This is a genomic window from Pseudomonas svalbardensis, from assembly GCF_030053115.1.
Lineage (GTDB): Bacteria > Pseudomonadota > Gammaproteobacteria > Pseudomonadales > Pseudomonadaceae > Aquipseudomonas > Aquipseudomonas svalbardensis.
In genome coordinates this window covers 4,066,801-4,091,776 of the sequence record NZ_CP125619.1, presented here as the reverse complement: position 1 = coordinate 4,091,776, position 24,976 = coordinate 4,066,801, and the positions used below count along the sequence as shown (strand labels likewise).

At 58.9% G+C, this 24,976-nt stretch carries 22 protein-coding genes; 11 read left to right on the top strand and 11 right to left on the bottom strand.

Annotation, left to right across the window (positions count from 1 at the left end; genetic code table 11):
• Positions 1-89 precede the first annotated feature (89 nt).
• Both QFX16_RS18880 and QFX16_RS18875 read left to right on the top strand, forming a co-directional pair.
• Positions 90-1,619, top strand: coding sequence for a DHA2 family efflux MFS transporter permease subunit (locus tag QFX16_RS18880; protein ID WP_283180884.1), 1,530 nt, complete (start codon positions 90-92; stop codon positions 1,617-1,619).
• 152 nt (positions 1,620-1,771) lie between these two features.
• Positions 1,772-2,952, top strand: a protein-coding gene (locus QFX16_RS18875) for an IS3 family transposase (RefSeq protein ID WP_283180883.1) whose coding sequence is annotated in 2 segments (ribosomal slippage) — positions 1,772-2,027 and positions 2,027-2,952 — 1,182 coding nt in all. Because the reading frame shifts where the segments join, the coding sequence is not laid out codon by codon here.
• Between the two features lie 87 nt (positions 2,953-3,039).
• On the opposite strand, the gene lpxH is transcribed toward QFX16_RS18875, so the two are convergent.
• Together lpxH and QFX16_RS18865 are read right to left on the bottom strand one after the other, a co-directional pair.
• Positions 3,040-3,786 carry a UDP-2,3-diacylglucosamine diphosphatase gene (lpxH, locus tag QFX16_RS18870; protein WP_283180882.1) on the bottom strand — a complete coding sequence of 249 codons (747 nt, stop codon included), beginning with the start codon at positions 3,784-3,786 and terminating at the stop codon, positions 3,040-3,042.
• Positions 3,783-4,286 carry a peptidylprolyl isomerase gene (locus QFX16_RS18865; RefSeq protein WP_131062340.1) on the bottom strand — a complete coding sequence of 168 codons (504 nt, stop codon included), beginning with the start codon at positions 4,284-4,286 and terminating at the stop codon, positions 3,783-3,785. The genes lpxH and QFX16_RS18865 overlap by 4 nt, the downstream gene beginning before the upstream one ends.
• 260 nt (positions 4,287-4,546) lie before the next feature.
• Between QFX16_RS18865 and QFX16_RS18860 the strand changes: the two genes are divergently transcribed.
• From QFX16_RS18860 to QFX16_RS18850, 3 genes are all read left to right on the top strand, one after another.
• On the top strand, positions 4,547-6,244 hold the full coding sequence (locus tag QFX16_RS18860; RefSeq protein ID WP_283180881.1) for a glutamine--tRNA ligase/YqeY domain fusion protein: 1,698 nt from the start codon (positions 4,547-4,549) through the stop codon (positions 6,242-6,244).
• Between the two features lie 15 nt (positions 6,245-6,259).
• A complete protein-coding gene (cysS, locus tag QFX16_RS18855) occupies positions 6,260-7,642 on the top strand; it encodes a cysteine--tRNA ligase (RefSeq protein WP_283180880.1) in 1,383 nt (460 codons plus the stop codon).
• A 367-nt stretch (positions 7,643-8,009) separates the two neighbouring features.
• Positions 8,010-9,218, top strand: a complete 1,209-nt coding sequence (locus QFX16_RS18850; protein ID WP_283180879.1) for an MFS transporter — start codon at positions 8,010-8,012, stop codon at positions 9,216-9,218.
• A gap of 209 nt (positions 9,219-9,427) precedes the next feature.
• Here the strand turns inward: QFX16_RS18850 and QFX16_RS18845 are convergent, their stop codons facing one another.
• Positions 9,428-11,278: a sigma-54-dependent Fis family transcriptional regulator gene (locus tag QFX16_RS18845; protein ID WP_283180878.1), complete on the bottom strand. Its 1,851-nt coding sequence runs from the start codon at positions 11,276-11,278 to the stop codon at positions 9,428-9,430.
• Positions 11,279-11,707: 429 nt separating this feature from the next.
• On the opposite strand from QFX16_RS18845, the gene QFX16_RS18840 reads away from it, so the two are divergent.
• The 6 genes from QFX16_RS18840 to QFX16_RS18815 are packed head-to-tail and all read left to right on the top strand — an operon-like array spanning position 11,708 to position 17,644.
• Positions 11,708-12,802, top strand: coding sequence for an ABC transporter ATP-binding protein (locus QFX16_RS18840; protein ID WP_008146067.1), 1,095 nt, complete (start codon positions 11,708-11,710; stop codon positions 12,800-12,802).
• A complete protein-coding gene (locus tag QFX16_RS18835) occupies positions 12,802-13,893 on the top strand; it encodes an ABC transporter ATP-binding protein (protein WP_283180877.1) in 1,092 nt (363 codons plus the stop codon). Before QFX16_RS18840 ends, QFX16_RS18835 begins: the two co-directional genes overlap by 1 nt.
• Before the next feature lie 2 nt (positions 13,894-13,895).
• Positions 13,896-14,762 carry a carbohydrate ABC transporter permease gene (locus QFX16_RS18830; RefSeq protein WP_283180876.1) on the top strand — a complete coding sequence of 289 codons (867 nt, stop codon included), beginning with the start codon at positions 13,896-13,898 and terminating at the stop codon, positions 14,760-14,762.
• 8 nt (positions 14,763-14,770) lie between these two features.
• Positions 14,771-15,571 carry a carbohydrate ABC transporter permease gene (locus tag QFX16_RS18825; protein WP_017339615.1) on the top strand — a complete coding sequence of 267 codons (801 nt, stop codon included), beginning with the start codon at positions 14,771-14,773 and terminating at the stop codon, positions 15,569-15,571.
• Positions 15,572-15,581: 10 nt separating this feature from the next.
• Complete coding sequence (locus QFX16_RS18820) at positions 15,582-15,854, top strand: DUF2160 domain-containing protein (RefSeq protein ID WP_008146061.1); 273 nt, start codon at positions 15,582-15,584, stop codon at positions 15,852-15,854.
• Positions 15,855-15,901: 47 nt separating this feature from the next.
• Positions 15,902-17,644 (top strand): ABC transporter substrate-binding protein, encoded by a 1,743-nt coding sequence (locus QFX16_RS18815; RefSeq protein ID WP_283180875.1) that lies wholly within the window; start codon positions 15,902-15,904, stop codon positions 17,642-17,644.
• A 57-nt stretch (positions 17,645-17,701) separates the two neighbouring features.
• Here QFX16_RS18815 and QFX16_RS18810 read toward each other — a convergent pair whose 3' ends face one another.
• From QFX16_RS18810 to nuoI, 8 genes are all read right to left on the bottom strand, one after another.
• A complete protein-coding gene (locus tag QFX16_RS18810; RefSeq protein ID WP_283180874.1) occupies positions 17,702-18,079 on the bottom strand; it encodes a type II toxin-antitoxin system VapC family toxin in 378 nt (125 codons plus the stop codon).
• Positions 18,076-18,315: a type II toxin-antitoxin system Phd/YefM family antitoxin gene (locus QFX16_RS18805; RefSeq protein WP_026286363.1), complete on the bottom strand. Its 240-nt coding sequence runs from the start codon at positions 18,313-18,315 to the stop codon at positions 18,076-18,078. Before QFX16_RS18805 ends, QFX16_RS18810 begins: the two co-directional genes overlap by 4 nt.
• Positions 18,316-18,713: 398 nt before the next feature.
• Complete coding sequence (nuoN, locus tag QFX16_RS18800; RefSeq protein ID WP_283180873.1) at positions 18,714-20,177, bottom strand: NADH-quinone oxidoreductase subunit NuoN; 1,464 nt, start codon at positions 20,175-20,177, stop codon at positions 18,714-18,716.
• Positions 20,178-20,184: 7 nt separating this feature from the next.
• Positions 20,185-21,717, bottom strand: a complete 1,533-nt coding sequence (gene nuoM / locus QFX16_RS18795; protein WP_283180872.1) for an NADH-quinone oxidoreductase subunit M — start codon at positions 21,715-21,717, stop codon at positions 20,185-20,187.
• A 39-nt stretch (positions 21,718-21,756) separates the two neighbouring features.
• Positions 21,757-23,610, bottom strand: a complete 1,854-nt coding sequence (gene nuoL / locus QFX16_RS18790) for an NADH-quinone oxidoreductase subunit L (RefSeq protein WP_283180871.1) — start codon at positions 23,608-23,610, stop codon at positions 21,757-21,759.
• The gene (gene nuoK, locus QFX16_RS18785; RefSeq protein ID WP_007905077.1) at positions 23,607-23,915 is read right to left on the bottom strand and encodes an NADH-quinone oxidoreductase subunit NuoK; all 309 of its coding nucleotides are present in this window, start codon (positions 23,913-23,915) and stop codon (positions 23,607-23,609) included. The genes nuoL and nuoK overlap by 4 nt, the downstream gene beginning before the upstream one ends.
• A gap of 2 nt (positions 23,916-23,917) precedes the next feature.
• Positions 23,918-24,421, bottom strand: coding sequence for an NADH-quinone oxidoreductase subunit J (gene nuoJ, locus QFX16_RS18780; RefSeq protein WP_007905076.1), 504 nt, complete (start codon positions 24,419-24,421; stop codon positions 23,918-23,920).
• Between the two features lie 9 nt (positions 24,422-24,430).
• Complete coding sequence (gene nuoI / locus QFX16_RS18775; protein ID WP_019648466.1) at positions 24,431-24,976, bottom strand: NADH-quinone oxidoreductase subunit NuoI; 546 nt, start codon at positions 24,974-24,976, stop codon at positions 24,431-24,433.

The following is a 24,976-nucleotide window of genomic DNA, read 5'->3' as shown; positions in this document are numbered from 1 at the left end:
TCCACCGCTATCGCGAGCAGGCTCGCTCCCACAGGGTCAGCGGCGCCCGTTAAAAGGCGTCGCGCCAGCCAAGTTCCAAAGGATTCGCGATGAGTAATAACGCGTCTTTCACGCCGCCAAGCCTAGTGCTCAGCACTATCGGCCTGTCGCTGGCGACCTTCATGCAAGTGCTCGACACCACCATCGCCAACGTGGCGCTGCCGACGATTTCCGGCAACTTGGGCGTGAGTTCGGAGCAGGGCACCTGGGTGATTACCTCATTCGCAGTGAGCAACGCTATCGCGCTGCCGCTGACCGGTTGGCTCAGCCGGCGGTTTGGTGAGGTGAAGCTGTTTCTTTGGGCGACGATTCTGTTCGTGGTGGCTTCGTTTCTGTGCGGGATCTCGACCTCGATGCCTGAGCTGATTGGCTTCCGGGTGCTGCAAGGTCTGGTGGCAGGTCCCCTGTACCCGATGACTCAAACGCTGCTGATTGCCATCTATCCGCCCGCCAGGCGCGGCATGGCCCTGGCATTGCTGGCGATGGTCACGGTGGTCGCACCAATTGCAGGTCCCATCCTCGGCGGCTGGATCACCGACAGTTACAGCTGGCCGTGGATCTTCTTCATCAACGTGCCGATCGGCATCTTTGCGGTGATGGTGGTGCGTTCGCAACTCAAGGCGCGGCCGGTGGAAACCAGTTACCAGCCGATGGATTACGTCGGTTTGATCACGCTGATCATTGGCGTCGGCGCGTTGCAGGTGATCCTCGACAAGGGTAACGACCTGGATTGGTTCGAGTCGAACTTCATCCTCATTGGCGCGGCCATTTCGGTGATAGCGCTGGCGGTGTTCGTGATCTGGGAAATGACTGACAAACACCCGGTGGTCAATCTGCGGCTGTTCGCTTACCGCAACTTCCGCATCGGCACGATTGTGCTGGTGTTGGGTTACGCCGGGTTCTTCGGGATCAACCTGATTCTGCCGCAATGGCTGCAAACCCAGATGGGTTACACGGCGACCTGGGCGGGGCTGGCGGTGGCGCCGATCGGCATTCTGCCGGTGCTGATGTCGCCGTTTGTCGGCAAATATGCACACAAATTCGACCTGCGGCTGCTGGCCGGCCTGGCGTTCCTGGCGATTGGCCTGAGCTGCTTCATGCGTGCCGGGTTTACCAACGAAGTGGACTTCCAGCACATCGCTCTGGTGCAGCTGTTCATGGGCATTGGCGTGGCGCTGTTCTTCATGCCGACCTTGAGCATTCTGATGTCGGACCTGCCACCGAGCCAGATCGCCGACGGCGCGGGCCTGGCGACGTTCCTGCGGACCTTGGGCGGTAGTTTTGCGGCGTCGTTGACGACCTGGATCTGGATTCGCCGGGCCGATCAGCACCACGCCTATATGAGCGAAAGCATCAGCACCTATGAGCCGGCTACCCGTGAGGCGCTGAACAGCCTGGGCGGGGCGAGCAATCCAGCGTATGCGCAACTGGATCATGTGCTGACCAGTCAGGCGTACATGCTCTCCACCGTGGATTACTTCACGTTGCTGGGGTGGGCATTCATGGGCTTGATCGTGATTGTGTGGCTGGCGAAACCGCCGTTTGCCGCTAAAGCAGGCCCGGCGGCGTCTGGGCATTAGCCCTCACCCTAACCCTCTCCCAGAGGGAGAGGGGACTGACCAAGTTGTTTGTTCGAGTTTCATCGACCTGAATGATCGAGTTGAACTCTGCAGTGGTCTAATTTCCCCGGACACCCCGATAGGTGGAAAATGCACCTATTGAGGAGTTCTCCATGACCGACAAACGTAAAGTATTCGACGACAGCTTCAAGCTGGAAGTTGTAAAGATGATCAAGGACCAGGGCCTGAGTGTTTCACAGGTTTGTCGTGATCTTGATATTGGTGATACGGCCGTTCGACGCTGGGTACAACAGTATGAGGCCGAGAAGTTGGGACAAGCCGGGATCGGCAAGCCGCTGACCTCTGAGCAACAGCGTATTCGTCAGTTGGAGCAAGAAAACCGTCAACTCAAGATGGATAACGATGTATTAAAAAAAGCCACCGCCTTCTTTGCCCGCGAGCTGAAGTAACGTACCGCTTGGTTCGGCAGCTGCAACAGAAGGCTTATTCGGTGGCGTATGTGTGTCGTTTGTTGGGGGTTAGTCGATCCGGCTTCTACGAGGCCAACAAGCGCGCTGAGGCTCCTGCATCGATCTGCCCCGTTGCTCTGCAACTCAAGGCGTCGTTTGCTGAAAGTGGCGGCTGCTATGGCAGTCGCCCATTGCGTAAAGCGTTACGTGCAAAGGGTATGGAAGTAGGCATTTACAAGATTCGCCGCATGATGCGCGTCAACGGCCTGCGTTCGGCCTGGAAGCGTAAATTTGTGCACACCACCGACAGCAAACATGACCTGCCGATTGCTGAAAATGTATTGAACCGCCAATTTGAACCCGAGGCGGCGAACAAGGCCTGGGTAGCAGACATTACCTACATCCGAACCCGCAGTGGCTGGTTGTATCTGGCTGTGGTGCTGGACTTGTTCTCACGCAAGGTAGTGGGCTGGTCAATGGCGCCGAACATGCCCGCTGAACTGGTGTGCAGTGCAATGCAGCTGGCGGTTGCTCAACGTCAACCGCCACCCGGCTTGATCGCCCACTCGGATCGCGGCAGCCAGTACGCGAGTGCGAGCTACAGAGCGCTGCTGGCAAGAAGTGACATGCAGCAAAGCATGAGCCGTAAAGGTAACTGCTGGGATAACGCAGTGATGGAGCGCTTCTTCCTGAGCTTGAAAATGGAGCGGGTATGGCGACGTGATTACGCCAACCATGGCGAGGCGATACGCGACATCACTGAGTACATCGTTGGGTTTTACAACAACGAACGGCTGCACTCGAAACTGGGATATCTGCCACCGACAGTTTATGAACGGGCGATGGCATCAAAATCACCTATCGAGGTGTCCGGAATTAGTTGACCACGACACTCAGGTTCTGAATTGCACTCGGTCGGCTCCCTTTCCCCCTCTCCCCTCTGGGGAGAGGGCTGGGGTGAGGGGTGGTTTTCAGCCGTTCGATAAACCCAGCGGCGGGGCGAAGTCGAACGGCGCCAACGCAAATCCTTGCTCATCCACCTGCAACGCCCACCCCTGACGATCCCAATCCCCCAACACAATGCGCTTGGCCGCTTGCTCGCCAATCTGCAACTTGTGGATGGCCGGACGATGGGTATGCCCATGGATCAAGGTCTTCACGCCAAAGGCCTGCATGATCCGCGGCACTTCTTCCGGCGTGACATCCACAATGTCATTGGCCTTCATCCGCGTTTGCGCACGGCTTTCACTGCGCAGCTTGCGCGCCAGTTTATGTCGCGTCCGCAAAGGCAAGTGCCGAAGGATGAACAGGGTGATCGGGTTACGCAAATAGCGACGCAGCTTCATATAGGCTTCGTCGCGGGTGCAGAGGCTGTCGCCGTGCATCAATAGCACCGGCTCGCCGTAAAACTGCACGACACTCGGGTCTTTCAGCAATGTACAGCCGGCCTGTTTGCAGAAGGCCTGGCCGAGCATGAAGTCGCGATTGCCGTGCATCAGAAAAATGGCCGTACCGCTGTCGCTAAGATCGCGCAGGGCCTGGCAGATGGAACGCTGGAACGGCGTCATGGCATCGTCGCCAATCCACGCCTCGAAAAAGTCGCCCAGGATGTACAACGTACTCGCCGAGCGGGCGCGTCCGGCGAGCAAATCCAGAAACGCCCGGCTGATGTCCGGGCGCTCCTCTTCCAGATGCAAGTCTGAAATCAGCAGTATCACTCAATGATCTCGGCTTTCTCGATGATCACGTCTTCTGCTGGTACGTCCTGGTGGCCGGACTTCATGGTGGTGGAAACACCTTTGATCTTGTCGACCACGTCGGTGCCTGCAACGACTTTGGCGAATACCGCGTAGCCCCAGCCCTGAGTGGTCTTGGCGCTGTGGTTCAGGAAGCTGTTGTCAGCCACGTTGATGAAGAACTGGGCGGAAGCCGAATGCGGCTCCATGGTGCGCGCCATGGCCACGGTGTACTTCTCGTTCGGCAGGCCGTTGTCGGCTTCGTTCTGGATGCTTGGGCGCTTGTCTTTCTTTTCTTTCATGCCTGGCTCGAAACCGCCGCCCTGGATCATGAAGTTACCGATGACGCGGTGGAAAACAGTGTTTTCGTAGTGACCGGCGTTGACGTACTCGATGAAGTTGGCAACTGTCAGCGGTGCCTTTTCAGCGTTCAGTTCCAGGACGATGTCGCCATGGTTGGTGGTCAGTTTGACTTGGGTCATGATCGGTACTCTTTATATGAATTCGTGGGTTTCGGGGCTTTGCAGCCCTCAACCGGTCCGGCCAATTTTGGCCAAGATGCGCAGTTTAGCGTGCCGGGCGCGAATTTCGAGGCTGTTTTTCATTTGCATCCGATTAAATGCAGCCGTTTTCGGGCCTGCTCTGTCAGCGACTTGGCGGCATCGGCTATGATAAGCCCCTTTGTTTTAACAGCCGCTTTGATTTGGCCAACTGGCCGCGCACTTGTACGTTCAAGGATCCTATGAGCAAGCCCACTGTCGACCCTACCTCGAATTCCAAGACCGGCCCTGCCGTGCCGGTCAATTTCCTGCGCCCGATCATCCAGGCGGACCTGGACTCGGGTAAGCACACGCAGATCGTCACCCGTTTCCCGCCTGAGCCCAACGGCTACCTGCACATTGGTCACGCCAAGTCGATTTGCGTGAACTTCGGCCTGGCCCAGGAATTTGGCGGCGTCACGCACCTGCGTTTCGACGACACCAACCCGGCCAAGGAAGACCAGGAATACATCGACGCGATCGAAAGCGACGTCAAATGGCTTGGCTTCGAATGGTCCGGTGAAGTGCGCTACGCCTCGCAGTATTTCGACCAGTTGCACGACTGGGCCGTTGAGCTGATCAAGGCCGGCAAGGCCTACGTCGATGACCTGAGCCCTGAACAGGCCAAGGAATACCGTGGCAGCCTGACCGAGCCGGGCAAGAACAGCCCGTTCCGCGATCGCTCCGTGGAAGAGAACCTGGATTGGTTCGCCCGCATGAAAGCCGGTGAATTCAAGGACGGCGCACGCGTGTTGCGGGCCAAGATCGACATGGCCTCGCCGAACATGAACCTGCGCGACCCGATCATGTATCGCATCCGCCACGCTCACCACCACCAGACCGGTGACAAGTGGTGCATCTACCCGAACTACGACTTCACTCACGGTCAGTCGGACGCCATCGAAGGCATCACCCACTCGATCTGCACCCTGGAGTTCGAAAGCCATCGCCCGCTGTACGAGTGGTTCCTCGAGAACCTGCCCGTGCCAGCGCAACCGCGTCAGTACGAATTCAGCCGTCTGAACCTGAACTACACGATCACCAGCAAGCGCAAGCTCAAGCAACTGGTCGATGAAAAGCACGTTCATGGCTGGGACGATCCGCGCATGTCCACGCTGTCCGGCTTCCGCCGCCGTGGTTACACGCCGAAATCGATCCGCAACTTCTGCGAAATGGTCGGCACCAACCGTTCCGACGGCGTGGTCGACTTCGGCATGCTGGAATTCAGCATCCGTGACGACCTCGACCACAGCGCCCCGCGTGCCATGTGCGTGTTGCGCCCGCTGAAAGTCGTGATCACCAACTACCCGGAAGGTCAGGTCGAGAACCTCGAACTGGCGTGCCACCCGAAAGAAGACATGGGCGTGCGCGTCCTGCCGTTCGCCCGTGAGATCTACATCGACCGTGAAGACTTCATGGAAGAGCCGCCAAAAGGCTACAAGCGCCTGGAACCGGCTGGCGAAGTGCGTCTGCGCGGCAGCTACGTGATTCGCGCCGACGAAGCGATCAAGGATGCCGATGGCAACATCGTCGAACTGCGTTGCTCCTACGACCCGGAAACCCTGGGCAAGAACCCTGAAGGCCGCAAGGTCAAAGGCGTGGTTCACTGGGTGCCGGCCGCGGCCAGCGTCGAGTGTGAAGTGCGTCTGTACGATCGCCTGTTCCGTTCGGCCAACCCTGAGAAGGCCGAAGACAGCGCCAGTTTCCTGGACAACATCAACCCTGATTCGCTGCAAGTTCTCACCGGTTGTCGTGCCGAGCCTTCGCTGGGCAATGCACAGCCGGAAGACCGTTTCCAGTTCGAGCGCGAAGGTTACTTCTGCGCGGATATCAAGGACTCGAAACCCGGTCATCCGGTGTTCAACCGTACCGTGACCTTGCGTGATTCGTGGGGCCAGTGATTCAAGGAACCTAAAGTGCTTACGATCTACAACACGCTCACCAAGAGCAAAGAAGTCTTCAAGCCGCTGGATGGCAACAAGGTGCGCATGTACGTCTGCGGGATGACCGTGTACGACTACTGCCACCTGGGCCACGGCCGCAGCATGGTCGCGTTCGACCTGGTAACCCGCTGGTTGCGGTTCAGCGGCTACGACCTGACTTACGTGCGCAACATCACCGACATCGACGACAAGATCATCAATCGGGCCAACGAGAACGGCGAGTCGTTCGAAGCCTTGACCGAGCGCATGATTGCGGCGATGCACGAAGACGAAGCGCGCCTGAACATCCAGAAGCCGGACATGGAACCGCGCGCCACCGGGCATATCCCCGGCATGCACGCGATGATCCAGACCCTGATTGACAAGGGCTACGCCTACGCTCCGGGCAATGGCGACGTGTATTACCGCGTCGCCAAGTTCATGGGCTACGGCAAGCTGTCGCGCAAGAAGATCGAAGACCTGCGCATCGGCGCGCGGATCGAAGTCGACGAGTCCAAGCAGGATCCGCTGGACTTTGTGCTGTGGAAAGGCGCCAAGCCGGGTGAGCCGAGCTGGCCATCGCCGTGGGGCGACGGTCGTCCGGGCTGGCACATCGAGTGCTCGGTGATGTCGACCTGCTGCCTCGGCGAGACCTTCGACATTCATGGCGGCGGCAGCGACCTCGAGTTCCCGCACCACGAAAACGAAATCGCCCAGAGCGAAGCGGCCACCGGCAAGACCTACGCCAACGCGTGGATGCATTGCGGCATGATTCGCATCAATGGCGAGAAGATGTCCAAGTCCTTGAACAACTTCTTCACCATTCGCGACGTGCTGGAAAAGTACCACCCGGAAGTCGTGCGTTACTTGCTGGTGTCGAGCCACTACCGCAGCGCGATCAACTATTCGGAAGACAACCTCAAGGACGCCAAAGGCGCACTCGAGCGTTTCTACCATGCGTTGAAAGGCCTGCCGAAGGTGGCACCGGCCGGTGGCGAAGCCTTTGTCGAGCGATTCACTCAGGTGATGAACGACGACTTTGGTACGCCGGAAGCCTGCGCGGTGCTGTTCGAGATGGTTCGCGAGATCAATCGTCTGCGCGAAAGTGATATTGATGCAGCGGCGGGTTTGGCGGCGCGCTTGAAGGAATTGGCGAGTGTGCTGGGTGTGTTGCAGCTCGAAGCTGATGACTTCCTGCAGGCCGGTGCCGAAGGGCGGGTTGATGCGGCTGAGGTTGATGCGCTGATTGCCGCGCGTCTGGCCGCTCGTGCTGGTAAAGACTGGGCCGAATCCGACCGTATCCGCGACCAGCTCACCGCCATGGGCGTGGTGCTGGAAGACGGGAAGGGTGGGACGACCTGGCGATTGGCTGACTGATTGCTGCGTTTGCTACAAACAAAACCCGCCTTGTGCGGGTTTTTGTTTATGGTTTGTCCGCGAGTGCAGCGGCATCCTGAGATTCCCCCCTCACCCTAACCCTCTCCCCTAGGAGAGGGGACTGATCGGGGGATGCTTTCGACATACATCGACCTGAACCTGGTGTGCCGATTCCATAATCAACCCGGTCGCTTAGGTCGATGCAGGACGCCAGACACCTCGGTCGGCCCCCTCTACCTCCGGGAGAGGGCTGGGGTGAGGGGTTGCTTTCGGTCTTCGCATACGTCTTGATGTCGGACGCAGCTAATCCTGACTGCGTCGCGTGCAGCCGGATGCTCATCAGCGGCGAATACAAAATGGAGAAATCATGGCTAATCCCTATCGCGAACTTCTGACGACCCCGGGCGCCACGGGGTTGGTACTCGCGAGCGCCATTGCCCGTCTGCCACAGGCAATGATCGGCATCGGCATCATCACCATGTTGGTGCAGCAGACCGGTGTTTATTGGCTGGCCGGCGCGGTCGCCGGTACGTTTACCTTGGCCAATGCGCTGTTCGGCCCGCACATATCGAAACTGGTTGATCAGCGTGGCCAGAGTCGAGTCCTGCCTGTCGTCACCGCTTTCAGCATTGGCATGTTGCTGGCGCTGATCATCGCTGTGTACCTGCGGGCGCCGGTCGCGCTGCTGTTCGTTCTGGCGGCACTCGCGGGGACGATGCCGAGCATGCCCTCGATGATCAGAGCACGCTGGTCGCAGCTGTTCCGTGGCAAACCGCAATTGCACACGGCGTTCTCTCTGGACACCGTGCTGACTGAACTCGCCTACATCATCGGCCCACCCCTGGCGATTGGTTTGAGCGTGAGTTTTTTCCCCGAAGCCGGGCCGCTGGTTGCCGTCGTGCTGCTGGCGGTCGGGATGACGACTTTTCTTATGCAGCGCCAGACAGAACCGAAAGTGGTCGTGGGCAACATCAGCCGCACCAGCTCCACATTGCTTATTCCCGGCGTACGCACCATCGTCCTCGCGTTGCTGGCGATGGGGGTGATTGGCGGATCGATCGACGTGGCAGTCGTGGCCTTCGCCAACGCACAAGGCTGGCCAGAGTCCGCCACATTCATCCTCGCAGCCTATGCGCTCGGCTCGATGGTTGCGGGTCTGACATTTGGTGCGTTGAAGATTTCTCTGCCGATAGAAAAACAGTTCTTTATCGGGATATTGGTCACGGCACTGACAGGTGTTTTACCGATTTTCTCAGCGGACGTTTTTATCCTTTCAGGGATGCTGTTTATCGCTGGCATTTCATTTGCGCCAACCATGGTGGTGGTGATGAATCTGGGTACGATCATCGTTCCGCCATCGAGGATTACCGAAGGCCTGACGTGGATGACCACCGGCATCAGCATCGGCGTAGCGCTCGGTGGCATGCTTTCGGGTCTGGTTATCGATGCATATGGCGCGCGGGCAGGGTTTGGGGTGGCCATTGGCGCCGGTGTCGTGATGGTAGTTGTGGTGCTGGTTGGTCTGCGCACATTGAGTGCGGTCTCAGCTGCGAATGTTGAGCCAGCCTTTCAATAATTGGCACTGTCCGGAATTTCGCCCTCACCCTAACCCTCTCCCCCAGGAGAGGGGACTGATTGGGGGATGTTCGGCATATTTTGCGACCTCAAAGTCTTGTAGTGAATCCATAATCGACTCGGTTTTTCAGGTCGATGTATGACGCCAGACACCTCGGTTGGCTCCCTCTCCCCCTGGGAGAGGGCTGGGGTGAGGGTAGTCTCGCTCACTCAATCTCCAAGTTGTCGCAACCGTTTATAAAGGGTATTTCGGCTAACCCCGAGCCTGCGGGCCAAGTGCGAGATATTGCCTCCCGCCGCCTGCAACTGCCGATTCAAGTCCTCGGCATCATTTAAATCCACCGCCAACGGCTCCGCCACCTCCACCGGCTCCAATTCCAAATCAACAAAGAAATCATCCGGCAAATGCTCCGGTCGCACCGGTTGTTCCTCGGCCATGGCCAGCGCTACCTGCATCACGCTGCTGACTTGGCGCAAATTCCCCGGCCACGGGTGGCGCCCGAACAACTCCAATACCTCTCTGCTCAAGCCGGCCCATTGGCTCGGCTCGCGGTGCTGTTCCCACAACCGTTTGAACAACGCCTCTTTATCACTGCGTTCTCTTAAGGGCGGCAGTTCCAGGGTCAAACCACCAATCCGGTAATACAAATCCTCGCGGAAGCGCCCCAACTGAACCTGCTCGCGCAATGAGCGGTTAGTTGCCGAAATAATCCGTATATCCACTTGGAACAACTCGCTGCTGCCCACCGGTTGCACGCAACGCTCCTGCAACACTCGCAGCAGTCGAGCCTGAGTCGGCAACGGCATATCGCCGATTTCATCAAGGAACAGGGTGCCTTTGTCAGCCTTGCGGATCAGCCCGATGCTGCCTTTCTGGTTGGCGCCGGTGAACGCGCCTCTCTCATAACCAAACAGCTCGGACTCCACCAGTTCGGCGGGGATCGCTGCACAGTTGACGGCAATGAAGGGTTTTTTGCTCCGGGAACTGGCCTGATGCAGGGCTTTGACGAAGACTTCCTTGCCGACCCCGGTTTCGCCGTGGATCAACAACGGAATGTCTTTTTCCAGTAACCGCTCGGCCTGGCGCACGGCTTTTTCCACGCGGATGTCACCGAAGTGCAGGGTATTGAGACTGATCGCTGCCGGTGCCGCGAGCGTGGGTTCTGCGCTCTTTGTCTCAGAAAACAGCCGCGCCTGAATCACTGTCTGTTTCGGCCGCTTCAACAGGCACTGGAAGCGGTTGCGTCCTGAGGTTTGCAAGGCGAAGGGCAGGCCGTCCGGCTGGTTCAACAACTCCAGCAGCGAGACCTTGAACAGGCTTTCGACACTGACCCGCGACAGGCTGATGCCCAGCAGATTGTCGGCCCGGCGGTTGGCGGACAGCACCTGACCGGTTTCATCAAAGATCAGCAGGCCCGCCCATTGGCTGTCGAGGTTGTTCAGCCCGGTGTTGAAGGTCAGTTGAAAATGCTGGCCATGGAATAGGTTAAGGATCAGCCGGTTTTCCACGGTCTGACTCATCATTTTGACCATGCCGAGCGTGTGAGACGGCGGCAAGTAGCTGTCGCTGGACACATCCAGCACCGCGATGACCTTGCGTTCGGCATCGAAAATCGGTGCGGCGGAACCGGTCATGAAACGGTTGGCCTTGAGGAAATGTTCGTCGTGCTCGATGTGCACCGCCTGCTCGCAGGCCAGCGCGGTGCCGATCGCATTGGTGCCGCTGCAACGCTCCATCCAGCTGGCGCCGGCGCTGAAACCGCGGGTCAGGTTCGGCTCGATAAAACGCTGGGTACCCCAGGACGTCAGCACCTGGCCCTGATTGTCGGCGAGCATGATCAGGCAGTTGGAGTTGCTGAGGATGTTCTCGTAGTACGGCAGGACTTCCTGGTGAGTGGTTTGCACCAGTGAGTGCTGGCTCTCCAGCAATTGCGCGATGCCCTCGGCCGGCAACTGATCAAACGCCGGTGCGCTCTGATGATTGAGGCCGAACGCGCGGCAACGGGACCAGGAGTCCTGGATGATGGCGTCGTGGGAGAGCGGCAAGGCGGGTGCGGCCATGGCAGTCGATCTCTGAGCATTATTATTTTTGTTATGAGTAACGCAATTCATGTAGCAGCTGGCGAAGCCTGCGTTCGGCGGCGAAGCCGTCGTGAAATCAGGCGGCGCGGTGTATCAGGATTACCGCGTATACAGGTTTTACGACGACTGCGTCGCCGAACGCAGGCTTCGCCAGCTGCTACACAGGATCGTGGTGAATTCGGATAATCGTGTCGCTAAAGCATCCGTAGAGTGTTGTTCACTATTGTTCATTGTCAACCGCCGGGTTGTTCAATTGTTCAGTCGCGGTTGTTCATTTCTGTTCAGCAACGAACGCTGTTTTTCTTCCATTTGCAGGATTCCCAAGCCGGATCAACGGCTTGCAATTTCTGGCACGAATGTCGCTCTGTTGGTCAGGTCGCTTGACTCCAATAATAAAAAGGCCGAGCCATGTCATTAACCCTGGAGCACGTCAGCCGCACCGTCGAGGGCCAGACCTGGATCGACGATGCGTGCCTTAGTTTCGAAGCCGGATCCTTCAACGTTTTGCTCGGACGTACGCTGTCCGGCAAAACCAGTCTCATGCGCTTGATGGCCGGTCTGGACAAGCCCGACAGCGGTCGCATCCTGATGAACGGCGTCGACGTTACCCAGCGCCCGGTGCGTTTGCGCAACGTGTCGATGGTCTATCAGCAGTTCATTAACTACCCGACCATGACGGTGTTCGAAAATATCGCCTCGCCCTTGCGCCAGGGCGGTGTGTCCAATGAGCTGATCCAGAGCAAGGTGCTGGAAACCGCGAAGATGCTGCGCATCGAGAAATTCCTCCAGCGCCATCCGCTTGAACTCTCCGGCGGTCAGCAACAGCGCACGGCGATGGCCCGGGCGCTGGTCAAGGATGCCGAACTGATCCTGTTCGATGAGCCGCTGGTGAACCTCGACTACAAACTGCGTGAAGAATTGCGTCAGGAAATGCGCGAGCTGTTCAAGGCTCACCACACCATCGCCATCTACGCCACCACTGAACCCAACGAAGCCCTGGCGCTGGGCGGCACCACCACCATTCTTCACGAAGGCCGAGTCATCCAGAGCGGCAAGTCTTCCGAGGTTTATCACCAGCCGCAAACCGTGTTGGCGGCGGAGCTGTTCTCCGAGCCGCCGATCAACCTGATGCCGGGGCGTATCGCCGGTAACGAAGTCAGCTTCGCCAATTTCGTGCACTTCCCGCTGAACGTCGATCTGCGGCCGGTGGGCGAGGGCGAGTTTCGTTTCGGCGTGCGACCGAGCCACATCTCATTGGTGCCGAGCAACGACGATGATCTGGAACTGGCGGTAACCGTCGAGGTAGCCGAGATCAGCGGGTCGGAAACCTTCCTGCACGTGCGCAACGAGCATTTCCTGTTGGTGCTGCACTTGCCCGGCGTTCACGAATACGACGTCGATGCGCCGATTCGTATCTATATCCCGACCCATAAACTGTTTGTCTTCGATACGCAGGGGCGGCTGGTCCAGGCGCCCGGTCGCCGTATCGCGAGGGTTGCCTGATGGCCGAAATCCGTTTGCAGCACCTCGCCCACAGTTACACCCGCACGCCGACCGGCCCCGAGGATTATGCGATTCGTGAGATGGACCACGTCTGGGAGCAGGGCGGTGCTTATGCCTTGCTCGGGCCTTCGGGCTGCGGCAAGTCGACCTTGCTCAACATCATTTCGGGGCTGCTCAGTCCGTCCCAGGGTCAGGTGCTGTTCGACAGCAAAGTGGTCAACGACCTGACCCCCGAGAAGCGCAATATCGCCCAGGTTTTCCAGTTTCCGGTGGTCTACGACACCATGACGGTGTTCGACAACCTGGCCTTTCCGCTGCGCAATCAGGGCATGGCCGAGGCGAAAATTCACAGCAAGGTGCAGGAAATCGCCGAAGTCCTCGACCTCCAGACGCTGCTGAGCAAGAAGGCGCGCAACCTCACCGCCGATGAAAAGCAGAAAGTCTCCATGGGCCGTGGGTTGGTGCGTGATGACGTCTCGGCGATCCTGTTCGATGAACCGCTGACGGTGATCGACCCACACCTGAAGTGGAAGCTGCGGCGCAAGCTCAAGCAGATCCACGAGCAGTTCAACATCACCATGGTCTACGTCACCCACGATCAGCTCGAAGCCTCGACCTTCGCCGACAAGATCGCGGTGATGTACGGCGGGCAGATTGTGCAATTCGGTACGCCGAGAGAACTGTTCGAGCGGCCGAGCCACACCTTTGTCGGCTATTTCATCGGCAGTCCGGGGATGAACCTGATCGAGGTGAAGCCGCAGCCCGGCGGTGTCGGTTTCGCCTCGACTCATTTGCCGCTGTCCGATGCTCAGCAGAAACGCGTTGCCGAGTCCGAGTGGAAAACCCTGAAGGTCGGCATCCGTCCGGAGTTCGTGCACGTGTGGGACGAGCCGTTTGATGAGGCGATGCAGGCACAGGTCGTACACGTCGAAGACCTTGGTACCTACAAGATCATGACCCTGAACCTCGACGGCGCCCCTTTGAAAGTTCGCCTGGCCGAAGACAAGCCAGTGCCTGAGGGAACCGCCTACATCAGCTTTCCGGCGCAATGGTTGATGGTGTATGCCGACGAATATCTCTTGGAGACGTAGCCATGAACAAGGTGCAGAACAACAAGGCCTGGTGGCTGGTGTTGCCGGTGTTTTTGCTGGTGGCGTTCAGTGCGGTGATCCCGATGATGACGGTGGTCAACTACTCGGTGCAGGACATCTTCGACCAGTCCAGCCGCTACTTCGTCGGCGCCGACTGGTACAGGCAAGTGCTGCTCGATCCGCGCCTGCATGACTCGTTGCTGCGCCAGTTCATTTACTCCGGCTGTGTGTTGCTGATCGAAATCCCGCTGGGCATTGCCATCGCCCTGACCATGCCGACCAAGGGTCGCTGGTCGTCGCTGGTGCTGATCATTCTGGCGATTCCATTGCTGATTCCATGGAACGTGGTCGGCACCATCTGGCAGATCTTCGGTCGGGCGGACATTGGTCTGCTCGGCGCCAGCCTCAAGGCCATGGGCCTGAACTACAACTACGCGGCCAACACCATGGACGCCTGGGTCACGGTGCTGGTGATGGACGTCTGGCACTGGACGTCGTTGGTGGCGCTGTTGTGTTTCTCGGGGCTGCGGGCGATTCCGGACGTGTACTATCAGGCGGCGCGAATTGATCGGGCATCGGCCTGGGCGGTTTTCCGACATATCCAGTTGCCCAAGCTCAAGAGCGTGCTGTTGATCGCGGTGATGTTGCGGTTCATGGACAGTTTCATGATCTACACCGAGCCGTTTGTGCTGACCGGTGGCGGTCCGGGGAATGCCACGACGTTCTTGAGTCAGACCCTGACGCAAATGGCGATCGGGCAGTTCGACCTCGGCCCGGCGGCGGCTTTCTCACTGGTGTACTTCCTGATCATCCTGTTGGTGTCCTGGCTGTTCTATACGGCCATGACTCACTCTGACGCCAACCGCTGAGGTCTGCCATGAGTAAAAGAAAGCTGATTCCGCTGCTGATCTACATCCTGTTCCTGCTGGTGCCGATCTACTGGTTGCTGAACATGTCCTTCAAGAGCAACACCGAAATCCTCAGTGGCCTGACGTTGTTTCCGCAGGATTTCACCTTCGCCAACTACAAGGTGATCTTCACCGATCCGGCCTGGTACACCGGTTACCTCAACTCGTTGTACTACGTGAGCCTGAACACGGTGATTTCGCTGAGCGTGGCGTTGCCGGCGGCGTATGCGTTCTCGCGCTATCGGTTCCTCGGTGACAAGCACCTGTTCTTCTGGCTCCTGACCAACCGCATGGCGCCGCCGGCGGTGTTTTTGCTGCCGTTCTTCCAGTTGTATTCCTCGATTGGTTTGTTCGATACGCACATCGCCGTCGCGTTGGCGCATTGCCTGTTTAACGTGCCGTTGGCGGTGTGGATCCTTGAGGGTTTCATGTCCGGCGTGCCGAAGGAGATCGACGAAACCGCCTACATCGACGGCTACAGTTTCCCCAAGTTCTTTGTGAAGATATTCGTTCCGCTGATTGGCTCCGGGATCGGTGTGACGGCGTTTTTCTGCTTCATGTTTTCCTGGGTCGAACTGCTGCTGGCTCGAACGCTGACGTCGGTCAACGCCAAACCGATTGCGGCGGTGATGACGCGCACGGTCTCGGCGTCCGGCATCGACTGGGGCGTGCTGGCGGCGGCGGGGGTGTTGACTATCCTGCCAGGCATGCTGGTGATCTGGTTTGTTCGCAACCACGTGGCCAAGGGCTTTGCCCTGGGCCGGGTCTGAGGAGCTGATGATGGAATGGATGAGTTGGACCGGCCCTACGGCGGCGTTCTTCAGTGTCATTGCCTTGATCCTGGTGGGCATGACGACCTGGGAACTGCGTTCGCCGAGCATTCTTCGGCGTGGTTTGTTGCCGATTGCCACCACCCGTGGCGATCGGTTGTTTATCGGCCTTCTCGGCAGCGCCTACCTGCATTTGCTGGTAATCGGCGTCACCGACTGGAGCATCTGGGTTGCGTTCGCGTTGTCCCTGGTGTGGCTGTTGGCTGTGATGCGTTGGGGCTAGTCGAATCGCTCGGCAATGTTGCTCCGAAACCCAATAAGGAGGTCTCTATGTTCGACAAAAACAATAAGCTGCGACATAGCATTTCATTGGCAGCCATGCTGGCACTCAGCGGTTTGAGCGCTTCGGCCTGGGCCGATGCCTACGAAGACGCCGCGAAGAAATGGATCGGCAGTGAATTCAAGCCGTCCACGCTGACGGCCGAACAACAACTCGAAGAGTTGAAGTGGTTCATCAAGGCGTCCGAGCCGTTTCGCGGGATGAGCATCAAGGTGGTCTCGGAAACCATCGCGACCCACGAATATGAATCCAAAGTGCTGGCCAAAGCCTTTACCGAGATCACCGGGATCAAGCTGACCCACGACTTGCTGCAAGAAGGCGACGTGGTGGAAAAGCTGCAGACCCAGATGCAATCGGACAAGAATATCTATGACGGCTGGGTCAACGACTCGGACCTGATCGGCACGCACTTTCGCTACGGCAAAACCGAATCGATCACCGACCTGATGGCCAACGAAGGCAAGGCCTACACCTCGCCGACCCTGGACATCAAAGACTTCATCGGCATCTCGTTCACCACCGCGCCGGACGGCAAGATCTATCAGCTGCCCGACCAGCAGTTCGCCAACCTCTACTGGTTCCGCGCCGACTGGTTCGAGCGGGCGGATCTGAAAGCAAAATTCAAAGAAAAATACGGTTATGAACTGGGCGTGCCGGTGAACTGGTCGGCCTATGAAGACATCGCCAAATTCTTCAGCGAAGACGTCAAGGAAATCGACGGCAAGCGCGTCTACGGTCACATGGACTACGGCAAGAAAGATCCGTCCCTGGGCTGGCGCTTCACCGATGCCTGGTTCTCCATGGCCGGCGCTGGCGACAAAGGCATTCCCAACGGCTTGCCAGTGGACGAGTGGGGCATCCGCGTCGAGGACTGCCATCCGGTTGGTTCCAGCGTGACCCGCGGCGGCGACACCAACGGCCCGGCGGCGGTCTATGCAACCACCAAATACGTCGACTGGCTGAAGAAATATGCGCCACCGGAAGCGGCGGGCATGACCTTCTCCGAATCCGGTCCGGTGCCGTCCCAGGGCAACATCGCGCAGCAGATCTTCTGGTACACCGCGTTTACCGCCGACATGACCAAACCGGGCTTGCCGGTGATGAACGCCGACGGCACGCCGAAATGGCGCATGGCACCGTCGCCGAAAGGTCCGTATTGGGAAGAGGGCATGAAACTCGGTTATCAGGACGCCGGTTCCTGGACCTTCCTCAAGTCCACGCCAGAGAAGCAAAGACTGGCGGCCTGGTTGTACGCGCAGTTCGTGACCTCGAAAACCGTATCCCTGAAGAAAACCATCGTCGGCCTGACGCCGATCCGCGAGTCGGACATCAACTCGCAAGCCATGACCGACCTGGCACCGAAACTTGGTGGCCTGGTCGAGTTCTATCGCAGCCCGGCCCGTGTGCAATGGACCCCGACCGGGACCAACGTGCCGGACTATCCGCGTTTGGCGCAACTGTGGTGGAGCCACATCGCCGAAGCCGCCAGCGGCGAGAAAACCCCGCAACAGGCGCTGGATGGTTTGGCCAAGGATCAGGACGCGATCATGACCCGTCTGGAACGCTCGAAGGCGCAAGCCACCTGCGCACCGAAAATGAACCCCGAGCGCGACGCGCAGTACTGGTTGGACCAACCGGGGGCACCGAAGCCTAAACTGGCGAACGAGAAGCCTAAAGGTGAAACCGTGAGCTATGCCGAACTGCTGAAATCGTGGGAGGCGGCGCGAAAGTAAACAGCTGGACTTTGAAATGCGAACGGCACCGAGAGGTGCCGTTTTTTATCCGCTTGGTTAAACCAGAACAGCCAATTCTGTGTACCTGGCAACCAATGGATCGGCGGTGAGGAGTTTCATCGGTTCTATCATGGCAGTTGCAACAATAAGGCGGTCGAACGGGTCGCGATGGTGATGTTCGAGGTCTTTCCCGGCGATGGCATGTTCTGAAGTAACCGGCAGTTCGATGAACCCGCTTTCGAGGCAGTATTGCCGGATTTCCTCCAAGTCAACGTTCAGCTTTCCCAGCCCGACCTTGATCGCCATCTCCCAGAATGTCGCTGCGCTGATGTAAATGTCGGCAGCACTCTCAATGAGCTTTCTGGCTTTGCCGGATAGCCTGGGGTCATCGCTGAGCGTCCAGAGCAATATATGCGTGTCGAGCAGAAGCCTCATTCTTGAGTGCCTTCAAAAGCATCGAGCATGTCGTCTGGCAGTGAGGCGTCAAAGTCTTCGGGAAGCACCAGTTTGCCTTTCATCGCACCGATACGCTGGCCGCGGGGTTTTCCTACCGGAACCAGACGCGCAAGGGCCCGACCATGTTTGGCAATCGTGATGATCTGCCCGGCGGCTGCGTCATCGACGAGTTTGGACAGATTGTTTTTTGCTTCGGCCAACGGAACGACGATCATGGTATCTCTCCCATATTCTGGACAAATATAGCCAGAATATTGGGGGGGCGGTAAAGATGCGCGATTCTTCAAGTGGGACGGGAGGAGATTTGGAGCGTTTCATTCGATAGGTCAGCAGCGTGACATTACCTTGACGCTCAGCGGCCAAGGCGTCGAGGCCGTCTACCAGTTCGGAAAAGATGTCACGGTTCATTGTTCGCTCTCCCGTTGATTTATCGATACTCCAGTCATTCAAGATAGAGACAAGTGCTCAATGCTGGATGTAGGACGAGGCGGGTATTACCGCTAGAGCTTTCGGGAATTTTGGGGAGAGGAGAGTGCAGCGGTAACAAATCGTACAGACGCAAAAACGGCACCCGAAGGTGCCGTTTCTGTTTTTACCAAGTACCGCTAAGCGATCAACCCGCCAACCCCGCCTGCTGAACCAGGATCAGCAACGGCTGCGGATACAGCCCAAGGAAGAACGCCAGTGCAGCGATCGCCAGCAGCATCACGCCGCCTGCACGTTGTTCCCAGTGCAGTTGCGCGTCGTGGCGACGCAGGTTCGGTTCGATCAGGTACAGGGTGACCATCACACGCAGGTAGTAGAAGACGCCGATGGCGCTGCCCAGTACCAGGGAACCGACCAGCCACCATTGGTGCGACTCGACACCGGTAGCGATGATGTAGAACTTGCCGATGAAGCCCGCGGTCAGCGGGATACCGGCCAGGGACAGCATCATCACGGTCAGCACGGCGGTCAGGTACGGACGGCGCCAGAACAGGCCGCGGTATTCGTACAGGGCATCTGCGTCACGGCCGTTGTACGGCGAGGACATCAGGGTGATCACGCCGAACGCGCCGAGGCTGGTGATGACGTAGGTAACCAGGTACACGCCGATGGCTTCCACGGCCAGACCCTTGCTCGCCACCAGGGCGATCAGCAGGTAACCGAAGTGAGCGATGGACGAGTAACCCAGCAGACGCTTGAGGTTGCTCTGGGTCAGTGCCAGCAGGTTGCCGAACAGGATCGACGCGATGGCGATGATGGTCAGCACGTCGCTCAGTACACCGCTGCTCGCCGCGGGCGAGATCTGGAACAGACGGACCATCACTGCGAACACAGCGACTTTCGAAGCGGTGGCCAGGAACGCGGCCACCGGTGCCGGAGCACCTTCGTAAACGTCCGGGGTCCAGAGGTGGAACGGTACCAGCGACAGCTTGAACGCCAGACCGATCAGCATCATGCCCAGGCCCAGTTGCGCCAGCGAGCTTGGCAGGCCGGTGGCCGCGAGGGCCTGGCCGATACCGACGAAGCTCAGGCTGCCGGAGTCGGCATACAGCAGGGCCATACCGAACAACAGGAACGCGGAACCGGCGGCCGACAGCACCATGTACTTGATACCGGCTTCCAGCGAACGTTTGTTGAAGAAGGCATAAGCCACCAGGCCGTAGACCGGTACCGAGAGCAGTTCCAGACCGATGAACAACCCGGCGAGGTGCTGCGCGCTGACCAGTACCAGTCCACCGGCGGCGGCCATCAGGATCAGAAGGTAAAGTTCTTCACGGTTGCCCGGGTAACCCGAACCGCCATCGCCGAGGTAGGCGTGGGCGAGGGTTACACAAGCGAGGGTGGCGACCAGGATCAGCGCCATGTACAAGCAAGCGAAGGTGTCGATCTGCAGCAGTGGAGTCACGGCTAGAGGCGCGACTTTCAGGGCTGGCAGGATCGACAGCAACGCTAGGTTCAGACCCGCCACGGAAATCAGGAAGGTCTGCGAGTGGTTGCGGCGCCAGGCGATTGCCAGCATCACCACGATGATCGTGGCGCTGGTGATCAACAACGGCGCAAGCGCGATAAAGTGTTGAGTCGTGAATTCCATAGCGCTCTTACCGGGCCGAAGCGAGTTGAGTGAAGGCGGTGCCGAGCCATTGCTGCACGCCATGCATCGTCGCAGCAGAGGTATCGAGGAACGGTTGCGGGTACACGCCGATGTAAATCAGCAACGCTGCCAGACCGACCACCATGATCAGTTCGCGACCATCCATGCCATGCAGCACCACGTCCGATTTGGACGGGCCGAAGTAGGCACGGTGAATCATGATCAGCGAGTAGACCGAACCGAACACCAGACCGGACGTCGCGATGATAGTGATCCATGGGGCGGCAGGGAACGTGCCGATCAGGATCAGGAATTCGCCGACGAAGTTACCGGTCGCCGGCAAGCCCAGGGAGGCCGCCGCGAAGAACAGGCTGACGCCTGGCAGGTAGGCGATCTTCGACCACAGGCCACCCATTTCACGCATGTCGCGAGTGTGAGTGCGCTCGTAGAGTTGGCCACACAAGATAAAGAGTGCCGCCGCCGACAGGCCGTGCGCGAGCATCAGCATCACCGCGCCCTGCAGCGCCAGTTGGCTGCCGGAGTAGATGCCGATCAGCACGAAGCCCATGTGCGAAACGCTGGAGTACGCGACCAGACGCTTGATGTCGGTTTGCGCGAACGCCAGGAACGCACCGTAGAAGATCCCGATCAGACCCAGGGTCATGGCGAACGGCGCGAACTCGGCCGAGGCATTCGGGAACAGCGGCAGGGCGAAACGCAGCAGACCGTAAGCAGCCGTCTTCAACAAGATACCGGCCAGGTCGACCGAACCCGCGGTCGGCGCCTGGGCGTGAGCGTCAGGCAACCAGGAGTGGAACGGCACCACTGGCAGCTTCACCGCGAAGGCGATAAAGAAGCCGAGCATCAGGATGTACTCGGTGGTCAGCGACATCTTGGTCTTCAACAGGTCGGCGTAGTTGAAGGTAATCACGCCGGTGTCGTCGAAGTTGACCAGGACCAGACCCAGGATCGCCACCAACATGATCAGGCCGGAAGCCTGAGTGAAGATGAAGAACTTGGTCGCGGCGTAGATCCGGGTTTTCTTGCCGTCCGAAGAACTGTGACCCCAGAGCGCGATGAGGAAGTACATCGGCACCAGCATCATTTCCCAGAAGAAGAAGAACATGAACAGGTCGAGGGCGAGGAACACACCGACGACACCGCCCAGGATCCACATCAGGTTCAAGTGGAAGAAGCCAACGTGACGCTGGATCTCTTTCCACGAGCAGAGTACCGAGAGGATACCCAGCAGACCGGTCAGCATGATCATCAACAGCGACAGGCCGTCGAGGGCCAGGTGCACGCTGATGCCGAAGCGCTCGATCCAGATGTGCTTGAACTCAAGCACCCAGCTCGGATCGGCGCCAGGCGCCGGGGCAAGTGAATAGTCACCGTTGGCCCACAGCCAGAGGCCGAGGGAGAGCAACAGGGACATGGTGATCAGCGCAATCCAGCGGGGGAGGGTAGCGCCGAAGCGCTCACCCATCCAGCACAGCAGGCCGCCGATGAAGGGGATCAGGATTAGCCAAGGCAGAATCATGACGGGCTCAATTCCTTTCGCAAGTTCGCAAGGTTCATATCAGACCGCTACCAGCACGATGGCGCCGATGACCAGCACGGAGCCGGCTGCCATCGATGCCGCGTACCAACGCAGTTGACCGGTTTCGGTACGGCTCAGGGCGGTGTGACCACCTTTTGCCATACGCGGGATCAGACCGATGGTCTGGTCGAGCGGGTCTCTGCGCAGTGCGTGGCTGATCGCAAGGTATGGCTTGACGAACAGTTTGTCGTAAATCCAGTCGAAGCCCCAGGCAGCGAACCACCAGGCCGAAAGGAAGCGGCCGATGCCGCTGTTGGCGATTGCAGTGACGAAACGACGCTTGCCCAGGAACAGCAGCGCGGCCAGCAGGATACCGGCCAGGGCGATGGCGCCCGACGCGATTTCCAGACTGTGCTTGGCTTCGCCGCCGGCATGGCCGACGCTTTCCGGCAGCACGCCGTGCAGTGGTGGAACGATCATCGCGCCAATGGCGGTGGACAATACGATCAGCACCGACAGTGGCAGCCAGTGAGCGATGCCGTGACCGGCGTGCGCTTCGGTCTTCACTTCACCGTGGAACGCGATGAAGATCAGGCGGAAGGTGTACAGCGACGTCATGAACGCACCGACCAGACCTGCATACAGCAGACCGTGGTTGCCGCTGGCGAACGCTTCCCAGAGGATTTCGTCCTTGGAGTAGAAGCCTGCGGTCACCAGTGGCAAGGCTGCCAGAGCGGCACCACCGACGATGAAGCTGGCGTAGGCCAGTGGCAGTTTCTTCCACAGGCCGCCCATCTTGAAGATGTTCTGCTCGTGGTGGCAGGCAACGATCACCGCACCGGACGCAAGGAACAGCAGCGCCTTGAAGAAGGCGTGGGTCATCAGGTGGAAGATCGCGCCATCCCACGCACCCACGCCCAGCGCCAGGAACATGTAGCCGATCTGGCTCATGGTCGAGTAGGCGAGGATACGTTTGATGTCGGTCTGAACCAGTGCGGCAAAACCGGCGAGTACCAGGGTCACACCGCCGACGACGCCAACCAGGTGCAGGATATCCGGCGCCAGGGAAAACAGGCCGTGGGTACGGGCGATCAGGTAAACACCGGCGGTCACCATGGTTGCGGCGTGGATCAGTGCCGAAACCGGAGTAGGACCGGCCATCGCGTCCGCCAGCCAGGTTTGCAGCGGCAGTTGCGCGGATTTACCGACAGCGCCGCCCAGCAGCATCAGGGTCGCCATGACCATCCAGAAGTCACCGGCCTGGAATTTCTGTGGCGCCAGCACCAGCAGTTCCTGGATGTTCAGCGTGCCCAGTTGCGCGAACAGGATGAACAGGCCGATGGCCATGAACACGTCGCCGATCCGGGTCACGATGAAGGCTTTCAGTGCCGCGTTACCGTTGTTGCGGTTGCTGTAGTAGAAACCGATCAACAGGTACGAGCACAGGCCCACGCCTTCCCAACCGAAGTACAGGAACAACAGGTTATCGCCCAGGACCAGGAACAGCATGCTCGCGATAAACAGGTTGGTGTAGGCGAAAAAGCGCGAGTAACCGGCTTCACCACGCATGTACCAGGACGCGAACAGGTGGATCAGGAAGCCGACGCCGACCACCACACCGAGCATGGTCAGGGACAGACCATCCAGGTACAGCGCGAAGTTAGGCGTAAAGCCTTCCACCGCCATCCACTGCCACAACACTTGCGTGTAGTGACCGCCTTCAGGTGGCGCAACGTTGAACTGCCAGATCACATAAGCCGTGACGATGGCCGACAGACCAATGGAGCCGACGCCGATCAGCGCCGACAGGTTTTCCGAGAGGCGGCCGCGTGAGAACGCCAGCAGCAGGAAACCTATGAGAGGGAATACGAAAGTCAGATAGAGAAGATTCATCCGCGCATCTCGCTGGCAGCGTCGATATCGAGAGTGTGGAAGCGGCGATACAGCTGCAACAGAATCGCCAGGCCAATACTGGCCTCGGCGGCTGCCAGGCTGATCACCAGGATGAACATGATCTGTCCATCCGGCTGACCCCAGCGGCTACCGGCGACGATGAAGGCCAAAGCGGAGGCATTCATCATGACCTCCAGGCTCATCAGCACGAAAAGAATGTTGCGGCGGACCATCAGGCCAACCAGACCGAGGCAGAACAGGATGCCGGCGACCGCCAGACCATGCTCCAAAGGGATAGCAGGCATCGTCATTGCTCCTTGGCTTCGTTGCGGCCCAAGTGGAACGCCGTGACGGCTGCGGCGAGCAGCAACATCGAGGCGAGTTCGACCACCAGCAGGTAAGGACCGAACAGGCTGATGCCCACGGCCTTGGCGTCTACGGTGGTGTGGCCGATGGCCTGACCGCTGGCGTCGCTGAACAGCACGTACAGCAGCTCAACCAGCAGCAGGGTGCCGAGTGCGACCGGGCCGAGCCAGATGCCGGGCTTGAGCCAGACGCGCTCTTGCTGAACCGAGGCCGGGCCCAGGTTCAGCATCATCACCACGAACACGAACAGCACCATGATGGCGCCAGCGTAGGCGATCACTTCCAGCACACCGGCGAACGGCGCGCCGAGGGCGAAAAACGTCATCGCCACGGCAATCAGCGAAATGATCAGGTAGAGCAGGGCGTGCACAGGGTTGGTGTTGGTGATCACGCGAAGCGTGGACACCACAGCGATACCCGATGCGAAATAGAAAGCGAATTCCATCTTTCTTCCTTAAGGCAGCAAGCTCTTCACGTTGATCGGTTCGGCTTCATTCTGCGCGGCGCCTTTCGGCTTACCGGCAATCGCCATACCTGCAACACGATAGAAGTTGTAATCAGGGTTTTTGCCGGGGCCGGAGATCAACAGATCTTCTTTCTCGTACACCAGGTCCTGACGTTTGAACTCGGCCATCTCGAAATCCGGTGTCAGCTGGATCGCGGTGGTCGGGCAGGCTTCCTCGCAGAGGCCGCAGAAAATGCAGCGCGAGAAGTTGATGCGGAAAAACTCCGGGTACCAGCGACCGTCATCGGTTTCAGCTTTCTGCAGCGAGATGCAGCCAACCGGGCACGCCACGGCGCACAGGTTGCAGGCTACACAGCGCTCTTCGCCGTCGGGGTCGCGGGTCAGCACGATACGGCCACGGAAGCGCGGCGGCAGGTACACCGCCTCTTCCGGGTATTGCAGCGTGTCGCGCTTGCGGAAGGCGTGGCCAAAAATCATCACCAGGCTGCGAAGCTGGGTGAAGAAGCCATGCACGATGTCAAATATGTACTTCAT

What these genes read in the sequence shown, in the direction of transcription:
- QFX16_RS18880 (WP_283180884.1), top strand. Translation starts at nt 90, where the DNA reads ATGAGTAATAACGCGTCTTTCACGCCGCCAAGCCTAGTGCTCAGCACT.
- QFX16_RS18865 (WP_131062340.1), bottom strand. Translation starts at nt 4,286, where the DNA reads ATGACCCAAGTCAAACTGACCACCAACCATGGCGACATCGTCCTGGAA.
- QFX16_RS18860 (WP_283180881.1), top strand. Translation starts at nt 4,547, where the DNA reads ATGAGCAAGCCCACTGTCGACCCTACCTCGAATTCCAAGACCGGCCCT.
- QFX16_RS18850 (WP_283180879.1), top strand. Translation starts at nt 8,010, where the DNA reads ATGGCTAATCCCTATCGCGAACTTCTGACGACCCCGGGCGCCACGGGG.
- QFX16_RS18845 (WP_283180878.1), bottom strand. Translation starts at nt 11,278, where the DNA reads ATGGCCGCACCCGCCTTGCCGCTCTCCCACGACGCCATCATCCAGGAC.
- QFX16_RS18840 (WP_008146067.1), top strand. Translation starts at nt 11,708, where the DNA reads ATGTCATTAACCCTGGAGCACGTCAGCCGCACCGTCGAGGGCCAGACC.
- QFX16_RS18835 (WP_283180877.1), top strand. Translation starts at nt 12,802, where the DNA reads ATGGCCGAAATCCGTTTGCAGCACCTCGCCCACAGTTACACCCGCACG.
- QFX16_RS18830 (WP_283180876.1), top strand. Translation starts at nt 13,896, where the DNA reads ATGAACAAGGTGCAGAACAACAAGGCCTGGTGGCTGGTGTTGCCGGTG.
- QFX16_RS18825 (WP_017339615.1), top strand. Translation starts at nt 14,771, where the DNA reads ATGAGTAAAAGAAAGCTGATTCCGCTGCTGATCTACATCCTGTTCCTG.
- QFX16_RS18820 (WP_008146061.1), top strand. Translation starts at nt 15,582, where the DNA reads ATGGAATGGATGAGTTGGACCGGCCCTACGGCGGCGTTCTTCAGTGTC.
- QFX16_RS18815 (WP_283180875.1), top strand. Translation starts at nt 15,902, where the DNA reads ATGTTCGACAAAAACAATAAGCTGCGACATAGCATTTCATTGGCAGCC.
- QFX16_RS18810 (WP_283180874.1), bottom strand. Translation starts at nt 18,079, where the DNA reads ATGAGGCTTCTGCTCGACACGCATATATTGCTCTGGACGCTCAGCGAT.
- QFX16_RS18805 (WP_026286363.1), bottom strand. Translation starts at nt 18,315, where the DNA reads ATGATCGTCGTTCCGTTGGCCGAAGCAAAAAACAATCTGTCCAAACTC.
- nuoN (WP_283180873.1), bottom strand. Translation starts at nt 20,177, where the DNA reads ATGGAATTCACGACTCAACACTTTATCGCGCTTGCGCCGTTGTTGATC.
- nuoM (WP_283180872.1), bottom strand. Translation starts at nt 21,717, where the DNA reads ATGATTCTGCCTTGGCTAATCCTGATCCCCTTCATCGGCGGCCTGCTG.
- nuoL (WP_283180871.1), bottom strand. Translation starts at nt 23,610, where the DNA reads ATGAATCTTCTCTATCTGACTTTCGTATTCCCTCTCATAGGTTTCCTG.
- nuoK (WP_007905077.1), bottom strand. Translation starts at nt 23,915, where the DNA reads ATGCCTGCTATCCCTTTGGAGCATGGTCTGGCGGTCGCCGGCATCCTG.
- nuoJ (WP_007905076.1), bottom strand. Translation starts at nt 24,421, where the DNA reads ATGGAATTCGCTTTCTATTTCGCATCGGGTATCGCTGTGGTGTCCACG.
- nuoI (WP_019648466.1), bottom strand. Translation starts at nt 24,976, where the DNA reads ATGAAGTACATATTTGACATCGTGCATGGCTTCTTCACCCAGCTTCGC.